The following is a 14,259-nucleotide window of genomic DNA, read 5'->3' as shown; positions in this document are numbered from 1 at the left end:
CGTCTGCGACTGAGCCGGACGGCCGGAGGTGACAGTGAGCCTGCTCGCCCGCCACATCCCGGCCTTTCCCTCCTCCGCCCTCGCGGATCTCGCCGCCGAGCCGCCCTGGTCGCTCACGGCGGCAGCGGGCGACATCGTCCGCCGGCTCCTCGCCGGCCTGTCCGACGACTTTGCGGTCGCCGACGAGATGGCGGTTCATCGCAGCGCCCGGATCGAATCCGGTGCTGTGCTCAAGGCCCCGCTCATCGTCGGGCCGCGTTGCTTCATCGGCCACGGCGCCACCCTGCGGGGCGGCGCCTGGCTGGAAGAGGCCTGCACGATCGGGCCCGGCACGGAGCTGAAGGCCTCGTTCCTGTTCGCCGGCACGGCGCTCGCGCATTTCAACTTCGTCGGCGAGAGCGTGATCGGCCGGGGCGTCAACCTCGAGGCCGGGGCCGTCATCGCCAATCACCGCAACGAATGGCCCGGCGCCACGGTGGCGTTCCGGCATGACGGCGCGACGATCGACACCGAGGTCTCCAAGTTCGGCGCCCTCGTCGGGGACGGGGCACGGCTCGGCGCCAATGCCGTGGTGGCGCCCGGCGCCATCCTTGGCCCCGGCACGGTCGTGCCGCGTCTCGGGCTGGTCGATCACGGCGTTCCGCCGGACCTCAGATGAATTCGTGAACCGGGACCGGCTCGCCGATGCCTCGTAAGCGGCGCAGCTCGCCCCGGGCCGAAACCCCGTTCTCGGCGAGGTGGCGGGCGGATTCCGCGTGGCGCAGGACGGCGTCGGTGGCGAAGATGCCGCCGCTGCTCGCCAGCTGCTGCACCCGCGCCGCCACGTTCACGGTCTGCCCGAAGTAATCCTGGCGGTCGTTCAGACTCACCGCCAGGCAGGGCCCCTCGTGCAGCCCGATCTTGAGCACGAGATCGTCGGCCCCGCGCTCCCGGTTCAGCTCGCGCATCGCCGCCCGCATCCGGAGCGCCGCCGCCACCGCCCGGTGCGGGCTCGGGAAGGTCGCCATCACGGCGTCGCCGATCGTCTTCACCACCGCCCCGCCCTCGGCGGCGACGATCTCGTGCAGGATCCGGAAATGCGCCCGCACCAGGTCGTAGGCGACGAGGTCGCCGACCCGGGCATAGAGCTCGGTCGAGCCCTTCAGGTCGGTGAACAGGAAGGTCAGGCTCAGGATCTTGAGCCGCTGGTCGATGTCGAGCGTGTCGGTGCGGTAGAGATCGCGGAAGGTCTGGTTGCTGAGGAGCCGCTTGGCGGTGAGGAAGGACCGTCGCCCGCCGAGCAGTTCTTCGAAATCCGGCCCGACCCGGAAGATCGTCGGCAGCACCCGCCCGGAGCTGCGGTTGTCGAGGGAGAGCCGTAACGGACCGGGGCGAAACGTGCCGCTGCCGGCGCTCGCCCGCGCGCTGTCGAACACCAGGGCGAGATCCTGGCGCTCCTGCGTCGGCTCGCCCTCGACGGTGAGGCTGTGGGCGGCGTGGGTGACGGGATCGAGCACGATCAGCGGCTCGGGCCCGAGCTGCAGCGCCAGGATCATCCGCTCGCCGGCTTTCAGCTCGACCGATTCGACGGTCGCCCGCTCCGCGAGGCCTGCGAAGGCCTCGGGCTCCGGGAAGGCGACGCCGGAGCCGAAGAAGACCTGGCGCTGGTAATCCCAGAACCCGAGCCCGTCGGGATCGTGCGCGGCGATGCGCCGGACCCGCGGGCTCACCGTGAAGGTCACCTCGACCGTGTCGTCGAGGACCGGCTCGCTGTCGAGGGCGCAGAAGGCGCAGTGATAGCCCTCCGACCTCACGCCGCGCAGGCTCGCCGGTGCCTCGATCACGCCGCCGCAACTCGGACACAGCACGTTCCAGGCCAGTTCGAGGAGGCCGAGCCGCGCCCCGTGCAGGAGCGCGGCGATCACCGGCTCGTCGTCGAGCCCGGCTTGCGCTGCGAGGTGCACGGCGTTGATCCGCGCCAGGTCCTCGTCGGACCCGTGCCGCAGCAGCCGCTCCACCGCCCGGGCAGCCTCCGGCTCCGCCGTGCGATGGAGCGCGGCGAGGAGGGCGTCGCTCTCGTCCATGGCGGAAGCTTAGACTCAGGTGGGAGGGCTGGCAACGACACGGCGCGGCCTCCCTTGGCGCTTCGATATCACGAGCGCTGCCCAGCGGTGCAGATGTCGTTGCGATCTGCGCCGAGCCGATCGTCGAGCATGAACGGCGCGATCGTCTGCCTTTGCTTTTCTGTAAGTCGGATAAATTCTGTTATTTCTTCTTCGTTCTGAGAGAAGCACGAAGCGACGATGTCCTGATCAATATGTTGACTGAGGGGATTTTAGATATTATCATTCTGCATCAAGGTGTTCGTTCGCCCTCGATTCCATTCGCTGTGCGGTCGATCAAGTCGTGGGGCATTTGAGTCTCGGTTCTCGCTGGGATGATAGAAAATACGAATAACTTGCTGCATCGGGCAGGGTGTTTGTTGGTCGCGATAACGTAAGAAAGAGCTAGGAATGACAAGTGAAATTGTTCCAAATTCCTTCGATGAATTGATGTCGGTGCTTTATGAAATTCCGCTTGATCGTCACGAGCGGCATCGGTCCGATTTCGTGTATCGAGGCGTCGACGTGGCGACCTGGAATCTGGAAACAAGCCTACAGCGGTTGGGAAAGCAATATCCACAGGTCGAAGGGCCGCTTCTTCGCAATTTCGTTAAATATTCAATTGATCGTGAGTTGTCCAAGCAGTCGCTTCTTTATCGTCTCGCATTCGCGCAGCATCACGGTCTCCCGACCCGCGTTCTAGACTGGAGTACAGCCCCAAAGATCGCTCTCCATTTTGCGGTGGGTGATGAAAGCAAGTACAATAAAGACGGCGCGATATGGGCAGTCGATGTTGTTTTTATGAAAAGCAAACTGCCTATGATTCTTCGAAATTATCTTGATGAGCATGCGGCATATGTTTTTTCGGTCGACATGATTCCCGGCCTCGATTCATTGGATAAACTTGATGAGTTTAGCAAGGATGAGAATTTTGCGCTTTTCTTCGAGCCGCCATCGTTGGACGGCCGCATCGTCAATCAGGCTGCGATCTTGTCGGTCATGCCAAGTCCCACAAGTTCCATCGAAGAATACATCAGATCTTTTCAGGATTCTTTCAAGAAGATCATCATACGAAAAGAACTCAAATGGGAGATCCGGGACAAGCTGGACCAAGACCAGATCAACGAGAGAATGCTGTTTCCAGGGGAAGACGGCACGGCCCGGTGGCTGAAGCGGTATTATGGGCCAGGCCCCCGTGACGACGCTCCAGCGTTCACGCACCCCATGACGTCAACGGGCCCTTGAAGCCCACCGAAGTAGAAAGAAGCGATTCATGCACGATGGCGATACCGAGAAGTGAGTTAATCCCGGGCCGCAGGGCGGGCCGGGGGTTCATCGCGTGAATCCGAGCCATCGATGCTCGGTGGGAGGCGATCGGCCGGCGCTCTCGATTGGTAATTTCCGGCTGGCAACTCGTGGTCGGGTCATGGATGGTCCGCGACGTAGGGACAGATGAACCAGAATATCTTTCCGAAGCGTCGTGTCGTACTGAATCGCCCTTCCTGGATCGATGGCGTGTCGTACGAGGTCCAGGGGAAATTTCCGGACCTTGATCATGCCCGTTCGGCGGCCTTCGCCAGCGCCTCCCCATCCAGCCGGAAGAACACCTTGTCGGGCTTTTGCGCCGCCCCGAGCCCTTCGTAGAACGCGAGCAGCGCCGGCTGCCCGGCATCCGCCGTCCAATCCACCCGCTTCAGCCCCCGCGCCACGGCCTCCTGCGCCACCGCCCGCACCAGGGCGCGGCCGTGGCCGGCGCCGCGGTGGCGGGCGCCGACGAACAGCTCCTTGAGGAACAGGCCGCCCGCGAGGCCCGGGCCGGGATAGATCGCCGAGAAGGCGGCAAAGCCCGCGAGATCGGCGCCGTCTTCCGCGACCAGGAACTCGGTGCCGGCAGGGCGCCCGGCGAGCGCCGCCTCGACCTCGGCGAGCGGCGGGCACGACCCGCCGTAATGGTCCTGCATCTCGGCAAAGAGCCGCGCCAGGGCCGGATGGTCGCTCGGCGCGAGCGGCCGGATCACAGGGCGCCCCGGCGCAGGTCGGTGAGTACGGCGGCGAGGTGGGAGAGGAAGCGCGCCGCCGCCGCACCGTCCACCGCCCGGTGGTCCCAGGACAGGCTGAGCGGCAGGATCAGCCGCGGCTGGAAGGCGGTGCCGTCCCAGACCGGCTCGATGCGCGAGCGCGCCGCGCCCAGGATCGCCACCTCGGGCGCGTTGATGATCGGCGTGAAGCCGTCGCCGCCGATGCCGCCGAGCGAGGAGACCGAGAAGCCGCCGCCCTGCATGGACGCGGGCGGCAGGGTGCCGGCGCGGGCCTGCTCGGCCAGTTCCCCCATCTCCTGGGCGATCTCGACGAGGCCTTTGCGGTCGCAGTCGCGCAAGACCGGCACCAGGAGGCCCCGCGGCGTGTCGACCGCGAAGCCGACATGCACGTAGTCCTTCAGGATCAGACCGTCGCCGTCGAGCGCCGCGTTGAAGCGCGGGTAGGCCCGGAGCGCGGCGGCGGCGGCCTTGATCAGGATCGCCACCATGGTGACCTTGTGCGCCCCAGGCCGGCCGGCGCCGTTCAGCTCGCGGCGTAAGGCCTCGGTCTCGGTGACGTCGGCATGGTCGAAATTGGTGACGTGCGGGATCGTCAGCCAGTTGCGGGTGAGCGCCTGGCCGGAGATCTGCTGGATGCGCGACAGCGAATCCCGCCGCACCGGGCCGAACTTGCCGTGATCGACCTGCGGCCAGGCCGGCAGGCCGGCGCCGATTCCGGACGGGGCGGGCGGGGGAGCGGCGGCCGGACCCGCGGCGGGGGAGGGGGGCGCCATCTGGCCGCGGACGAAGGCCAGCACGTCCTCGCGCAGGATGCGCCCCTGCGGGCCGGTGCCCGGGATGCCCGCGAGATCGACGCCGAGCTCGCGGGCATAGGCGCGCACGGAGGGCGTGGCGTGGGTGTCGGCCGTGGCGGATATCTCGGACGCGGACGCCGCCGCCGGCGGAGCGGTTTCGGGAGCGGGGGCCGCCTGGGGCGCCGGCGCGGCGGCCTCGCCGGAGGTGTCGACCGTCAGGATCGGCATTCCTTTCGAGACCCGCGTGCCCGGCGCCACCAGGATCTCGGCCACCACGCCCGCCACCGGCGAGGGGACCTCCATGGTGGCCTTGTCGGATTCGATGCTGATCAAGAGGTCGTCGACGGCGATCCGGTCCCCCGGCTTCACCAGGATTTCGACCACCGGAACGTCCTTGAAGTCGCCGATGTCGGGCAGGGCGACCGGCAGGCTGGCACTCACGAGGCTCTCCCGAGACGTGTCTCGTTGTCCCGTCGCGCGTCCGGCTCGAAGGCGGCGCGGCGTCCGGAGCGCCACGCCTAGCCGATTTCATGATCGAGGGGAAACCGCCGCGCTTGCCCCTCGACGCGCTCCGTCTCAGCGAGCCTGGCGGGTCCGCTCGGGCAGGCTCGGGCGCAGGGACGGCGCGGCGGCCGGGCGCAGGCGCGGCGAGGCCGGGCCGTGGGCCGGGCGGTGCTGGTCGGGGGTGGCGGTGCGCGCGCCCGGCTCGCCGCCGAGGATCGAGGCGACGAGGTCGCGGGCGGTAGCCGCATCCATGGCGCGGAACAGCTCGGTGAGGCCGAACACCGCCTCGACCGAGCGGGCGATCGAGGGATCGAGGCGCAGGAAGATGAACACCGCCTCCTCTTCCGCCAGATCGGCCGCCCGCAGGGCGAGAGCCAGGAGGTCGCGCCGCTCCGGCTCGGTGGCGCGGAAGCTCACCCCCGGCATGCCGAGCGCTTCGCCGAGCGCCACCTCGAACCCCTCCGGCTCGCCGCGGGCCGCGAAGGCGGTGAGCGCGGCGCCGGCGGCGCGCATGCCGGCCCGGCCTTGGGGACGCAGGGCCGCGCGGGCGGCGACGGCGTCGCGGATCGCCGCCCGGCGCTCCGGGCCCGCCTGCAGGTAGAGCGGCGCGAGGTCGCCCGGCGGCAGGTCGGCGCGGGCGACCAGGAGGGCGGCCAGCTCCGGCCTCCCGCGCGCCCGCTCCACCAGCCGCTCCAGGGCGGCCCCGGCCAGCGGCGCCGTCCCGTTGCGGGCGAGCGCCAGGTCGACATCCGGTTCGTCGCGCTGGCTGAGGTCGTCGACGAGCGCCCGGCCGAGGTCGTGCCGCAGGGCGATCACCGCGTCGAGCTCCGGCCCGTTGCCGGCGGCGTCGAGCAGAGCCGTCGACAGGACCGGGGCGAGCGCCAGCACCGCGTCGCGGGCGCCGCCGCCATGGGCGGCGAGCAGCGTCAGCACGCTCTGGGGCGTGTCGGCGAGCGGCGCGAGCTTCTGTGCGACGATCTCGGCGGTGGCGGAATCGACCGTCGGGATCAGCCCGCAAGCGAGGGACTCGAAGGCCCGGATCGTCGCGACGTCCCGCACGGGGGCGGCGCGAAACAGGTCCGTCTGCACCCGCAGCAGGACCGGTTTCATGTCGAGACTCCGGTCTCGCGCGAGATCGAGGAGGCCGGAGAGGTCCGGCGGAGCGTCGGCGGCGGAGCGGGCCATGGGCGATCGGGTACGCAGGACATGAAAGCGAGCCCGAGAATGCGAGGGACTGCGTAAAGCGACGCTTAAGGCTGCGGGCAGCCGTCGGCCCCCCGCCTGGGGACAACGGGGATAGCTCGCATGCGCGGTCACCGATGGTTTACGCCGCCGGCCGGCCGGCGCCTCGGCGGTCGCTCGCTGGAAACAGTCCATTAACCATGTGCGTGGTTTCGTCCGCGCATGAGGTCGCGATGGGCGGCGGTCCCGGAGGGACGTGCCGGAGGGCCTTGGGCGTCAAGGGCCTTGGGCGGAGAGGGACATGGGCGGAGGCGGGAGAGCACACATGGTCGGCCACCAGCGGCGTCCCTCGGCGGACGTCATCCCGTTCCCGGTCGCGAGCCTGCGCTCCGTCGCAGGCAGCCCGGCCGATTCCCCTTCCGTGGACGTGGTCCGCGGCACGATCCTTCTGTTCACGGGAGTGCGCTATGAGAGGCTGCCCGATCCCGCCGAGCCCGGCCGCCCCGCGCCCGAGCGGCGCTGCCGGCGCTAGATCCCGGCGCCGCCCCATGCCGCACCGCGCTCTGCCGCTCGCCCGCGTCCTTCTCGTCGTGCCGCTGGTGGCGGCCTGTGCCCAGCAGGGCGATTTCGGCCGCCCGGCGCCGACCGCCTGGAACAGCCTGATCGATGCCGCCGGCACCATCGCGGCGCATGAGCGCGGCGAGCCGGCCTCGCTGTTTCCCTTCACGGAGGACGAGCGCGCACTTCGCGACCGCGCCTGGCGCTTCCTGATGCCGGCCCGGGAGCGCAGCGCGTTCGATGCCGCCCTCGACAACCTCACCCGTGCCCGGGTGCTGCCCGCGAGCTGGCGCCTCTCCGACCCGGCCGCCTATTACGAGGCGATCACCGGCGTGCCGTTCCGCTCGGCGATCTCGCGCTACCGGCGTCTCTCCGACGATCTGGTGGCCGATGGGCGCCTGATCCCGGCCTTCGCCGAGACGGCGGCGCGGGTGGTGCGGGCCGACCTGACGCGGCTCCAGAGCCTGCCCTTCATCACCACCCTCGACGACCGCGACGTGCGCAGCGCCGCGATGCGGGTGGCGGAGAACCGCTGCCTCATCGCCTGGGTGCGGCTGGAGACCGGGGCGCGCTCCGCCTCCTACCGCTACGCCCTCGAGCACCTGCTGGTGGCCGCTCCCGAGGAGGAGGCGATCGCGACCGAGCGCTCCCTCGCCTTCCTGGACTCGCGCCGGCACCTGCTCGATCCGCTGCTGCCGCCGGATGCCGAGATGCGCTGCGGCCTCGTGCCGCCCGAGCCCGGCCCGGTGGTGCTGGTGCGCAAGGGATGATACGGCGTCCGGAGGATTCCTTCCGGACGCCGTATCACCAGCCTGCGCGGTGAAGCCGTAGGCTTCACACGCCTGAGCGAAGCCGGTTTCCGCATCGCGAAGCGATCAATCGGAAACCATATGAGAGGTGCAGGCTGATCGCGACGCCCGCACGGGCGTCTCTACCTACTCGTCCGGCCCGTCGATGGTGCAGGAGACCGAGCGGGCGGCCTCGTTGGCCTGGGCCTGCTGGCTCGGCAGGGCGGCCAGCACCCGCACGCTGACGAAGCCCTGTCGGTTCGGCGCGATGATGCGCACGTCGCGGTTGCGCTCGTCCTCGTCGGCGCTGGCGAGCGCCTCGTCGAACTGGCGCTTGGTCATGATCACGAGCTCGACCGTGCCGCGCAAGGCGGCCTGGTCGGTGATGGCGTAGTAGGCGCCGCTGCGCCCGTGCAGGGCGATCGTCTCGAGCAGGGGGCCGGTCTCGGCGGTGATCCGCACCGGACCGTCGTCGAGGTCGTAGGCGCAGACGCCGACCGCCACCGCCGGATCCGGCAGTGGCAGCCACCCTTCCGCCGGCTCGGCGGGACCGCCGACTTCGGCGGCGTGGACCAGCACCGAGGTGTCGTTGGACAGCGTCGCCCGCGAGCGCGCCACGGCGTCGCCGGCGGCGAGATAGGGGATCGCCAGCACCGTCGCGACGTGGACGAGGCCGGCGAGCACGAGGCCGCACAGGGTGGCGAGGACGAAGCGGCCGAGGGGCGTCACGGGCAATCCTCCCGGGTGATCGAGGGCACGCCCTCGCGCTCGAGCACGCCGGTGCTCGCCGCCACCGGCGTGTCGTAGAGGCGCAGCACCAGCCGGATCGAGCCGTTGCCCTCCGGCATCGGCAGCCAGTTGCCGGGCTGCACGGTCGGGCTCACGATCACCGAGAAGCGGCCGTCGCGGTCGCGCAGCACCTCCGTGGAGGTGAAGCCGGTGCGCGGCGGCGGACCCGCCGGGGGCCTGGTCGCCTGCGCGTCGGCGGGCTTCGGATGGCGGCTGCGTTCCACCGTCAGGGTCCAGGCCCGTGCCGGCGGCGTGGCGCCGGCGATGCGGTAGCGGCAGGACGGATCGAGCCGCTGCCCGGCATCGTCGGTGAGCGCGGTCAGCAGCAGGCCCTCGCCCAGCGCCAGCGGGATCTCGCCGGTGCGGGCATGGATCGCCCGCACGTAGGGGTCGGCGTCGCGCGAGCCGATCTTCGGCCAGGCGGTCCAGGCGTTGAGGGTGACGCCCCCGAAGGGAGGGCGCCCCCGTGTCGCCCAGTTGGCGCTGGCGAGGCCCAGCACCGCGCCGAGCACGAGGGCATAGAGCACCAGCCCGACGGTCCCGACCCGGCGCAGGCGGAGCGCCCTCCGCAGGAGCCGGGGCGGGAGGTGAAGGCCGGGGGACGGGGCGCGCCCGGAGGCCGGAAGGGCGGCTTTCTCGATCAGCATCGTGGGCCCGTGTCTAGCTCAGGTCGGGCCGGGGCCGAACGGGTTTTTTCCGAACCTCTGCGTTCCCCGACGGGGAGCGCGGGGCAATGCCCGGGCTCCCGCGCCCCGGCCAGGGTGCGGTGCCGAGATTCCGGCTCGGGCCGACCTCGATGCGGCCATCGGGACGGCGTGCGAAACGGCGCCGCATCTGGACGCACCCTTCCAGCCTCCGCTAGAGCAGGGAGGGCGACCAGATGGGGCACCGACGCCCGCGAATGGCCGATCTGAAGGAGACTGTGACCGCTCCGAGAGTGAGAGCAGGGCAGGTCGGATTCTCTGCAGCACCGAGTTTGTACGGATCACTGAAGGGATACCAGGTCATGGATGCGGCGGATTTTTTGTTTCCCAGGGACCTGGAAGTCACGCCGATCCAATATCCCAATATTCTGTTCATTGGATCGTGCCTGTCAGAGGCGTATGTCATCCGTCTCAGGGATTTATATAAAGAAAGTAAAATAGATTACATTCTTTTCAACAACGCGGCTGAACTTCCTGAGAAGGACGACGATGAGATCGGTCACTTCGACCTGCAATACATTCAGTTGCCGCTGCGATCCGTCCTCACCGACGCGGCGCTCCGGCAGGTCGATGCCGAACTCTCACGATCGCCTGTCGACTGGATCGCGCTCGGCAAGGCGAACATCGATCGGATGCTCGAAAATGCCATAAAATACAATCTACAGACCGGCATTTTGACATTGTTGTCGAATTTCGTTGTGCCACAACGACATATATCGGCAAGTCTCTACGACGAAAATGGCGATAGCGATCTTTGTTTTGTTGTATCTGAATTGAATAAATATCTATCCGAAACGGCGCGATGCTATGCCAACATGTTCGTGGCGGATATCGAATCGATCGCCGCCTCGGTCGGCAAGCGGTACTTCCTCGATGACGCGATCGTGTTCTCGACCCATGGTTCGGTGATCTACCCGGACTGGTCCGGGCACGAGCACATGCCCTACTGGACGGCGCCGGATCCGGGCCGCATCGAGCCGATTCCCGATCTCGGCACGACCTACGAGAACAGGACCGAGGAATTCTTCCGGACAGTGTTTCGCCAGATCGAGGCCATGTATCGATCCTTCAAGCAGATCGATATGGTCAAGGTCGTCATCTTCGACCTCGACAACACCCTGTGGCGCGGTCAACTGGTCGAGCATTATCAACCCGGAGAGAAGTGGCCCTACTCGGACGGGTGGCCGCTCGGACTCTGGGAGGCGGTGCATCATCTGCGACGGCGCGGCATCATGACGGCGATCGCCTCGAAGAACGACCAGCACCTGGTCGAGCAGAAATGGGACGACGCCGTTCAGCCGCCCCTCGTGAAGTTCTCCGACTTCGTGGCGGCCGGCATCAACTGGGAGCCGAAGGCGGAGAACATCCGGGCGATCCTCCAGAAACTGTCGCTGACGCCGGCGAGCGCGGTGTTCGTCGACGACAATCCGGTCGAGCGCGAATCCGTGAAGGCGGCGCTGCCCGGCATCCGCACGATCGGGTCCGATCCCTTCGTCATCCGCCGCATCCTGCTGTGGTCGCCCGAAACGCAGATCGCCAAGCGGAGCAGCGAATCGCAGCGCCGCGAGCAGATGCTCAGGCAGCAATTCGCCCGCGAGGAGGAGAAGGCCAGCATGTCGCGGGAGGATTTCCTCTCGGGACTGGGCTCGACCCTCTCGATCTGGGAGGTCGCGGATCACGGGCATCGGACATTTTCTCGCATCTTCGAGCTCGTCAACAAGACGAACCAGTTCAATACGACCGGCATCCGTTGGGGGCTGGAGGATTATCGGGCCTACTTCGAGAGCGGCGGCACGATCCACGCCTTCAGCGTCAAGGACAGATTCACCGAATACGGAACGGTCGGGGTCGTCTTCACCCGGGAGAGCCGAATCCAGCAATTCGTCATGAGTTGCCGCGTGCTGGGAATGGAGATCGAGACGGCAGTCATGGCTCACATCGTCGCGGTCCTGCGTCGCGACCGGGGCGCCTCCACCATCGAGGGGCAGATCGTCGAGACCAACTCCAACACGCCGTGCCGCGACGTGTTCAAGCGCTGCCAGTTCGTGGAAGCGGGGAGCCAGAGGCTGCACTACGTCCTGGCGCCCGGCACGGCCCCGCGCGTCAGCCCGCATGTCCGCATCGAGGTCACCGACGGGTGACAAACCGGCGAGGTCCGGGCGCGGTCCCGGACCCGTCCGTCGCGATCACGGGATGTCGGCGAGGGCTGCCTGCACCATCTCCCTGACGCGGTCGGGATCGATCCGCCACTGCTTGTCGTGCTGGTTGGCCTCGGAGCCGATCTCGCGCCCGATCGCACAGCCGTATCTCAGGGGAAGAACACTAGCCAGACGGCGCATCGACCACTGAACGTAGCCGTCGACGAGCATCTCGCAGAAGATCGTGCCGTCGCGACAGAAGATCACGTTCGACAGGCCGGCGCCGTGCGATCCGAGCACGATCTCGGCCTCGGCGAAGGCACGGATCTGCTCCGCGATCGGCATGCCGGTCAGAGTCAGGATTTCGAAGCCGAACTCCTCGGCGAGGGCGATGATCTCCGCCTCGTTCACCATCCTGCGGGCGCCCGAGTCACGGCGGCTGATGTAGATCCTGCGGCGGGCCGCCGGATCGGGGTTCACATGGGCGGTGATCCGGCTGGCGACGGCGAGCCGGCTCGGATGCGGCCAATGGCCTGAATCGACCAGCCGCATGTAGCTGATGGTCAGCTTTTCGCATCGGACCGTCTGCTCGCCCTTGAGCTGCACGCGGACATGATCGGTGTCCACCATGTCCAATGTCGCAGACTGCCAGTGATGATACAGTTCCGGCAGGATCAGAGCTGAATCGCCGCTCGTCGCAGGCGTCTCGATCGACGGCAGAATGTCGACCATCCAATGTGCGTAGTTGCGATTGCCGGGATACCCCGAGAAATGATGCGAGCCTTTGCTGATGATGCCGGTAGGCTCGGTGCATTCGAAGCTGGCGGTTCCGTCACCGGCCCACCGCAGCTTGATCTTGTCGAGCGAGGCGAGAAGATATGTCTCTTCGAGGACGTGATCGCCGACGGTCACGATGCCCTCTTCACCGTGAATGACGGCGCCGTGAAGCTCGTAGACCTTCTGGTCGCGGAACTCCATGGTGCGGGGGGTCCAGCCGTCGGGGGGATATTCGACGACCGGAAAATCCGGCTTCGTCGTCTGCCCGTAACGGATCGGAGTCACCGGCACGCTGACATCGGGGATATCGCCGATGATCCGCGCGTCCGGACTGATCGCTGCGAGCTCCGCGCACGTGACGTGCTTGAACGATCGTCGCCTCGGGGCACTGACGAGTCGCCAGTCCTTCGAGTAGATCGACGATGGCTGCGTCCCGTCGTGGTCGACGGTCAGAGCGGGAACGAGACCGTGTTGATGGGGCGGGATCTCGGCGGTCGCCGAGACATGCTGCCAGGCATCCCGCTTGTTCAGATCGACGGGTGTACCGGATACCGTACGGTAGCCATACAACGAAAGGTCGATCGATTTTCCGGCGAAGCCCTGCGGAATATAGATCGATGCTGAGACGGTATACGACTTTTGCGTGTCGATATTATCGCACGTGATGGTGTGTGCGAAATGGACGGCGCCGGATGTATTCGCCGGAAGTCGATGGACGAGAACGCCCTCCTCACGCATGATCATGGGGGGCTCTGACGGATGCGAACCGCCCCCGGTCGCGAGCGTCACGGCGCGTTTCAGCGTTTTGAGAAGAGCGTGCATGTCGCCACTTGAATCGTTTCGAGCCGGGGCGTCTCGGGAGCCCGGCGACACCCGGACGTAGCCGCCTGGCCCGAGACTGTGAATAGGCTTGCCACAGCGTTCCGTGCCGCTTGTCGACTGCATCGAACTGTTGCCGCCGGCGGGGTGGGCTTGCCGGATGCGAAGCCGCGAGGACGCGATCCCGATCCTCGGTGGGGCATCGCCGTCAGCTCGATGGATGGCGGCCGTCGCAGCTCAGGCACCGACGAACAGCGACGCCTCGAATCCGTGAAGGATGCTCTCGGCCTTGATGATCGTGCGGCCTTCGTAGAAGCGCGCGCAGAGCGCATCGTCCATCTCGATCCCGCGATATTCGTCGATGATGGCGTAGTAGTTCCGCTCCAGGATCGTCGAGGACGGATCCAGGTTGGTGATGCAGATATTGCCCGTCGGGCGCACGTCGACAGCGGTCACGCGCAGGTCGGGGCGGTATTTTTCCAGGATCGGCAGCAGCTTCCAGACATCGCCGGTCCACCATCCCGCCAGATCCCGGTTCGCGCGTCCTTCCGGGTTGTGGGTGCGCTCGGTCATCTCGGCATTGGCGGGCAGGCAATCGTCCAGCATGATCAGACTGTTGCGATGTGCCGCCTTCTCGCTGTTGATGAAATCGCGCAGCAGGTATTCGAACTGGTGCAGCCCATCCAAGAAAATTACATCGATCGGCGCATTGATGATCTTGCTCGGTTCGTAATCACGAAAAAATTCGTCGCTCGTCATCTGGTAGAGATGAAGATTCGTCTTTTTCCCGATGACGTTGCCGCCGAGCTGGAAGGCCGGATCGACGCCGATGCTCGGGCAGTCGATCCGCGACAGTGTCGTGCCGTCCCGGACGCCGACTTCGAGATAGCCCCTCGCATTCTTGGCGCGCGTGACCCTGGCGATGAAATCGAAGTATGGGGGGCCGGAATGCCAGTGGGTGAAGGCCATCGTCGTCTGTTCCGGATCCGTCGCGGGTGGTTTTTCGTGATGCGGGTTGCCGCGGCACCCGACACGCGCAGGCCGGCCTGATCGAGACGGGCCACCACGGTCGGGCGCGCCCGTGCG

The 14,259-nt window shown here is 67.2% G+C and carries 13 protein-coding genes; 5 read left to right on the top strand and 8 right to left on the bottom strand.

Going from position 1 to position 14,259, the window contains the following annotated elements; all coding sequences use genetic code 11:
- The first annotated feature begins 34 nt into the window (after positions 1-34).
- A complete protein-coding gene (locus tag AC3AOF_RS11345; protein WP_488348577.1) occupies positions 35-658 on the top strand; it encodes a DapH/DapD/GlmU-related protein in 624 nt (207 codons plus the stop codon).
- Here AC3AOF_RS11345 and AC3AOF_RS11340 read toward each other — a convergent pair.
- Positions 651-2,063: a DUF5939 domain-containing protein gene (locus AC3AOF_RS11340; protein ID WP_488348576.1), complete on the bottom strand. Its 1,413-nt coding sequence runs from the start codon at positions 2,061-2,063 to the stop codon at positions 651-653. The two genes, AC3AOF_RS11345 and AC3AOF_RS11340, sit on opposite strands and share 8 nt — an antisense overlap.
- Positions 2,064-2,492: 429 nt before the next feature.
- On the opposite strand from AC3AOF_RS11340, the gene AC3AOF_RS11335 reads away from it, so the two are divergent.
- The gene (locus AC3AOF_RS11335) at positions 2,493-3,326 is read left to right on the top strand and encodes an FRG domain-containing protein (RefSeq protein ID WP_488348575.1); all 834 of its coding nucleotides are present in this window, start codon (positions 2,493-2,495) and stop codon (positions 3,324-3,326) included.
- 308 nt (positions 3,327-3,634) lie between these two features.
- On the opposite strand, the gene AC3AOF_RS11330 is transcribed toward AC3AOF_RS11335, so the two are convergent.
- From AC3AOF_RS11330 to AC3AOF_RS11320, 3 genes are all read right to left on the bottom strand, one after another.
- Positions 3,635-4,042, bottom strand: a complete 408-nt coding sequence (locus tag AC3AOF_RS11330; RefSeq protein ID WP_488348979.1) for a GNAT family N-acetyltransferase — start codon at positions 4,040-4,042, stop codon at positions 3,635-3,637.
- Between the two features lie 53 nt (positions 4,043-4,095).
- Positions 4,096-5,355, bottom strand: coding sequence for a 2-oxo acid dehydrogenase subunit E2 (locus AC3AOF_RS11325; protein ID WP_488348574.1), 1,260 nt, complete (start codon positions 5,353-5,355; stop codon positions 4,096-4,098).
- A gap of 135 nt (positions 5,356-5,490) precedes the next feature.
- The gene (locus AC3AOF_RS11320) at positions 5,491-6,603 is read right to left on the bottom strand and encodes a DUF2336 domain-containing protein (protein WP_236992409.1); all 1,113 of its coding nucleotides are present in this window, start codon (positions 6,601-6,603) and stop codon (positions 5,491-5,493) included.
- 322 nt (positions 6,604-6,925) lie between these two features.
- On the opposite strand from AC3AOF_RS11320, the gene AC3AOF_RS11315 reads away from it, so the two are divergent.
- Both AC3AOF_RS11315 and AC3AOF_RS11310 read left to right on the top strand, forming a co-directional pair.
- Entirely contained in the window at positions 6,926-7,132 is a 207-nt protein-coding gene (locus AC3AOF_RS11315; protein ID WP_488348573.1) for a hypothetical protein, read from the top strand.
- Positions 7,133-7,148: 16 nt separating this feature from the next.
- Positions 7,149-7,928: a hypothetical protein gene (locus AC3AOF_RS11310; RefSeq protein WP_488348572.1), complete on the top strand. Its 780-nt coding sequence runs from the start codon at positions 7,149-7,151 to the stop codon at positions 7,926-7,928.
- Between the two features lie 165 nt (positions 7,929-8,093).
- Here AC3AOF_RS11310 and AC3AOF_RS11305 read toward each other — a convergent pair whose 3' ends face one another.
- Together AC3AOF_RS11305 and AC3AOF_RS11300 are read right to left on the bottom strand one after the other, a co-directional pair.
- The gene (locus AC3AOF_RS11305; protein ID WP_236992406.1) at positions 8,094-8,675 is read right to left on the bottom strand and encodes a DUF1254 domain-containing protein; all 582 of its coding nucleotides are present in this window, start codon (positions 8,673-8,675) and stop codon (positions 8,094-8,096) included.
- Complete coding sequence (locus AC3AOF_RS11300; RefSeq protein WP_236992405.1) at positions 8,672-9,382, bottom strand: DUF1214 domain-containing protein; 711 nt, start codon at positions 9,380-9,382, stop codon at positions 8,672-8,674. The genes AC3AOF_RS11305 and AC3AOF_RS11300 overlap by 4 nt, the downstream gene beginning before the upstream one ends.
- Before the next feature lie 359 nt (positions 9,383-9,741).
- Between AC3AOF_RS11300 and AC3AOF_RS11295 the strand changes: the two genes are divergently transcribed.
- A complete protein-coding gene (locus AC3AOF_RS11295) occupies positions 9,742-11,580 on the top strand; it encodes an HAD-IIIC family phosphatase (protein ID WP_488348571.1) in 1,839 nt (612 codons plus the stop codon).
- A gap of 45 nt (positions 11,581-11,625) precedes the next feature.
- On the opposite strand, the gene AC3AOF_RS11290 is transcribed toward AC3AOF_RS11295, so the two are convergent.
- Both AC3AOF_RS11290 and AC3AOF_RS11285 read right to left on the bottom strand, forming a co-directional pair.
- The gene (locus AC3AOF_RS11290) at positions 11,626-13,176 is read right to left on the bottom strand and encodes a glycosyltransferase family 61 protein (protein ID WP_488348570.1); all 1,551 of its coding nucleotides are present in this window, start codon (positions 13,174-13,176) and stop codon (positions 11,626-11,628) included.
- Positions 13,177-13,410: 234 nt separating this feature from the next.
- Positions 13,411-14,142: a class I SAM-dependent methyltransferase gene (locus tag AC3AOF_RS11285; RefSeq protein ID WP_236992402.1), complete on the bottom strand. Its 732-nt coding sequence runs from the start codon at positions 14,140-14,142 to the stop codon at positions 13,411-13,413.
- Between the last annotated feature and the right edge of the window lie 117 nt (positions 14,143-14,259).

This window comes from Methylobacterium sp. 142-1Y (assembly GCF_057747795.1).
Note: the sequence above shows the minus strand (reverse complement) of the source record. Positions and strands in the feature narration are given on the sequence as shown.

Bases quoted from the DNA above. Each gene is read 5' to 3' on its own strand.
- AC3AOF_RS11340 (WP_488348576.1), bottom strand. From the start codon at position 2,063: ATGGACGAGAGCGACGCCCTCCTCGCCGCGCTCCATCGCACGGCGGAG.
- AC3AOF_RS11335 (WP_488348575.1), top strand. From the start codon at position 2,493: ATGACAAGTGAAATTGTTCCAAATTCCTTCGATGAATTGATGTCGGTG.
- AC3AOF_RS11330 (WP_488348979.1), bottom strand. From the start codon at position 4,042: ATGCAGGACCATTACGGCGGGTCGTGCCCGCCGCTCGCCGAGGTCGAG.
- AC3AOF_RS11320 (WP_236992409.1), bottom strand. From the start codon at position 6,603: ATGGCCCGCTCCGCCGCCGACGCTCCGCCGGACCTCTCCGGCCTCCTC.
- AC3AOF_RS11315 (WP_488348573.1), top strand. From the start codon at position 6,926: ATGGTCGGCCACCAGCGGCGTCCCTCGGCGGACGTCATCCCGTTCCCG.
- AC3AOF_RS11310 (WP_488348572.1), top strand. From the start codon at position 7,149: ATGCCGCACCGCGCTCTGCCGCTCGCCCGCGTCCTTCTCGTCGTGCCG.
- AC3AOF_RS11300 (WP_236992405.1), bottom strand. From the start codon at position 9,382: ATGCTGATCGAGAAAGCCGCCCTTCCGGCCTCCGGGCGCGCCCCGTCC.
- AC3AOF_RS11295 (WP_488348571.1), top strand. From the start codon at position 9,742: ATGGATGCGGCGGATTTTTTGTTTCCCAGGGACCTGGAAGTCACGCCG.
- AC3AOF_RS11290 (WP_488348570.1), bottom strand. From the start codon at position 13,176: ATGCACGCTCTTCTCAAAACGCTGAAACGCGCCGTGACGCTCGCGACC.
- AC3AOF_RS11285 (WP_236992402.1), bottom strand. From the start codon at position 14,142: ATGGCCTTCACCCACTGGCATTCCGGCCCCCCATACTTCGATTTCATC.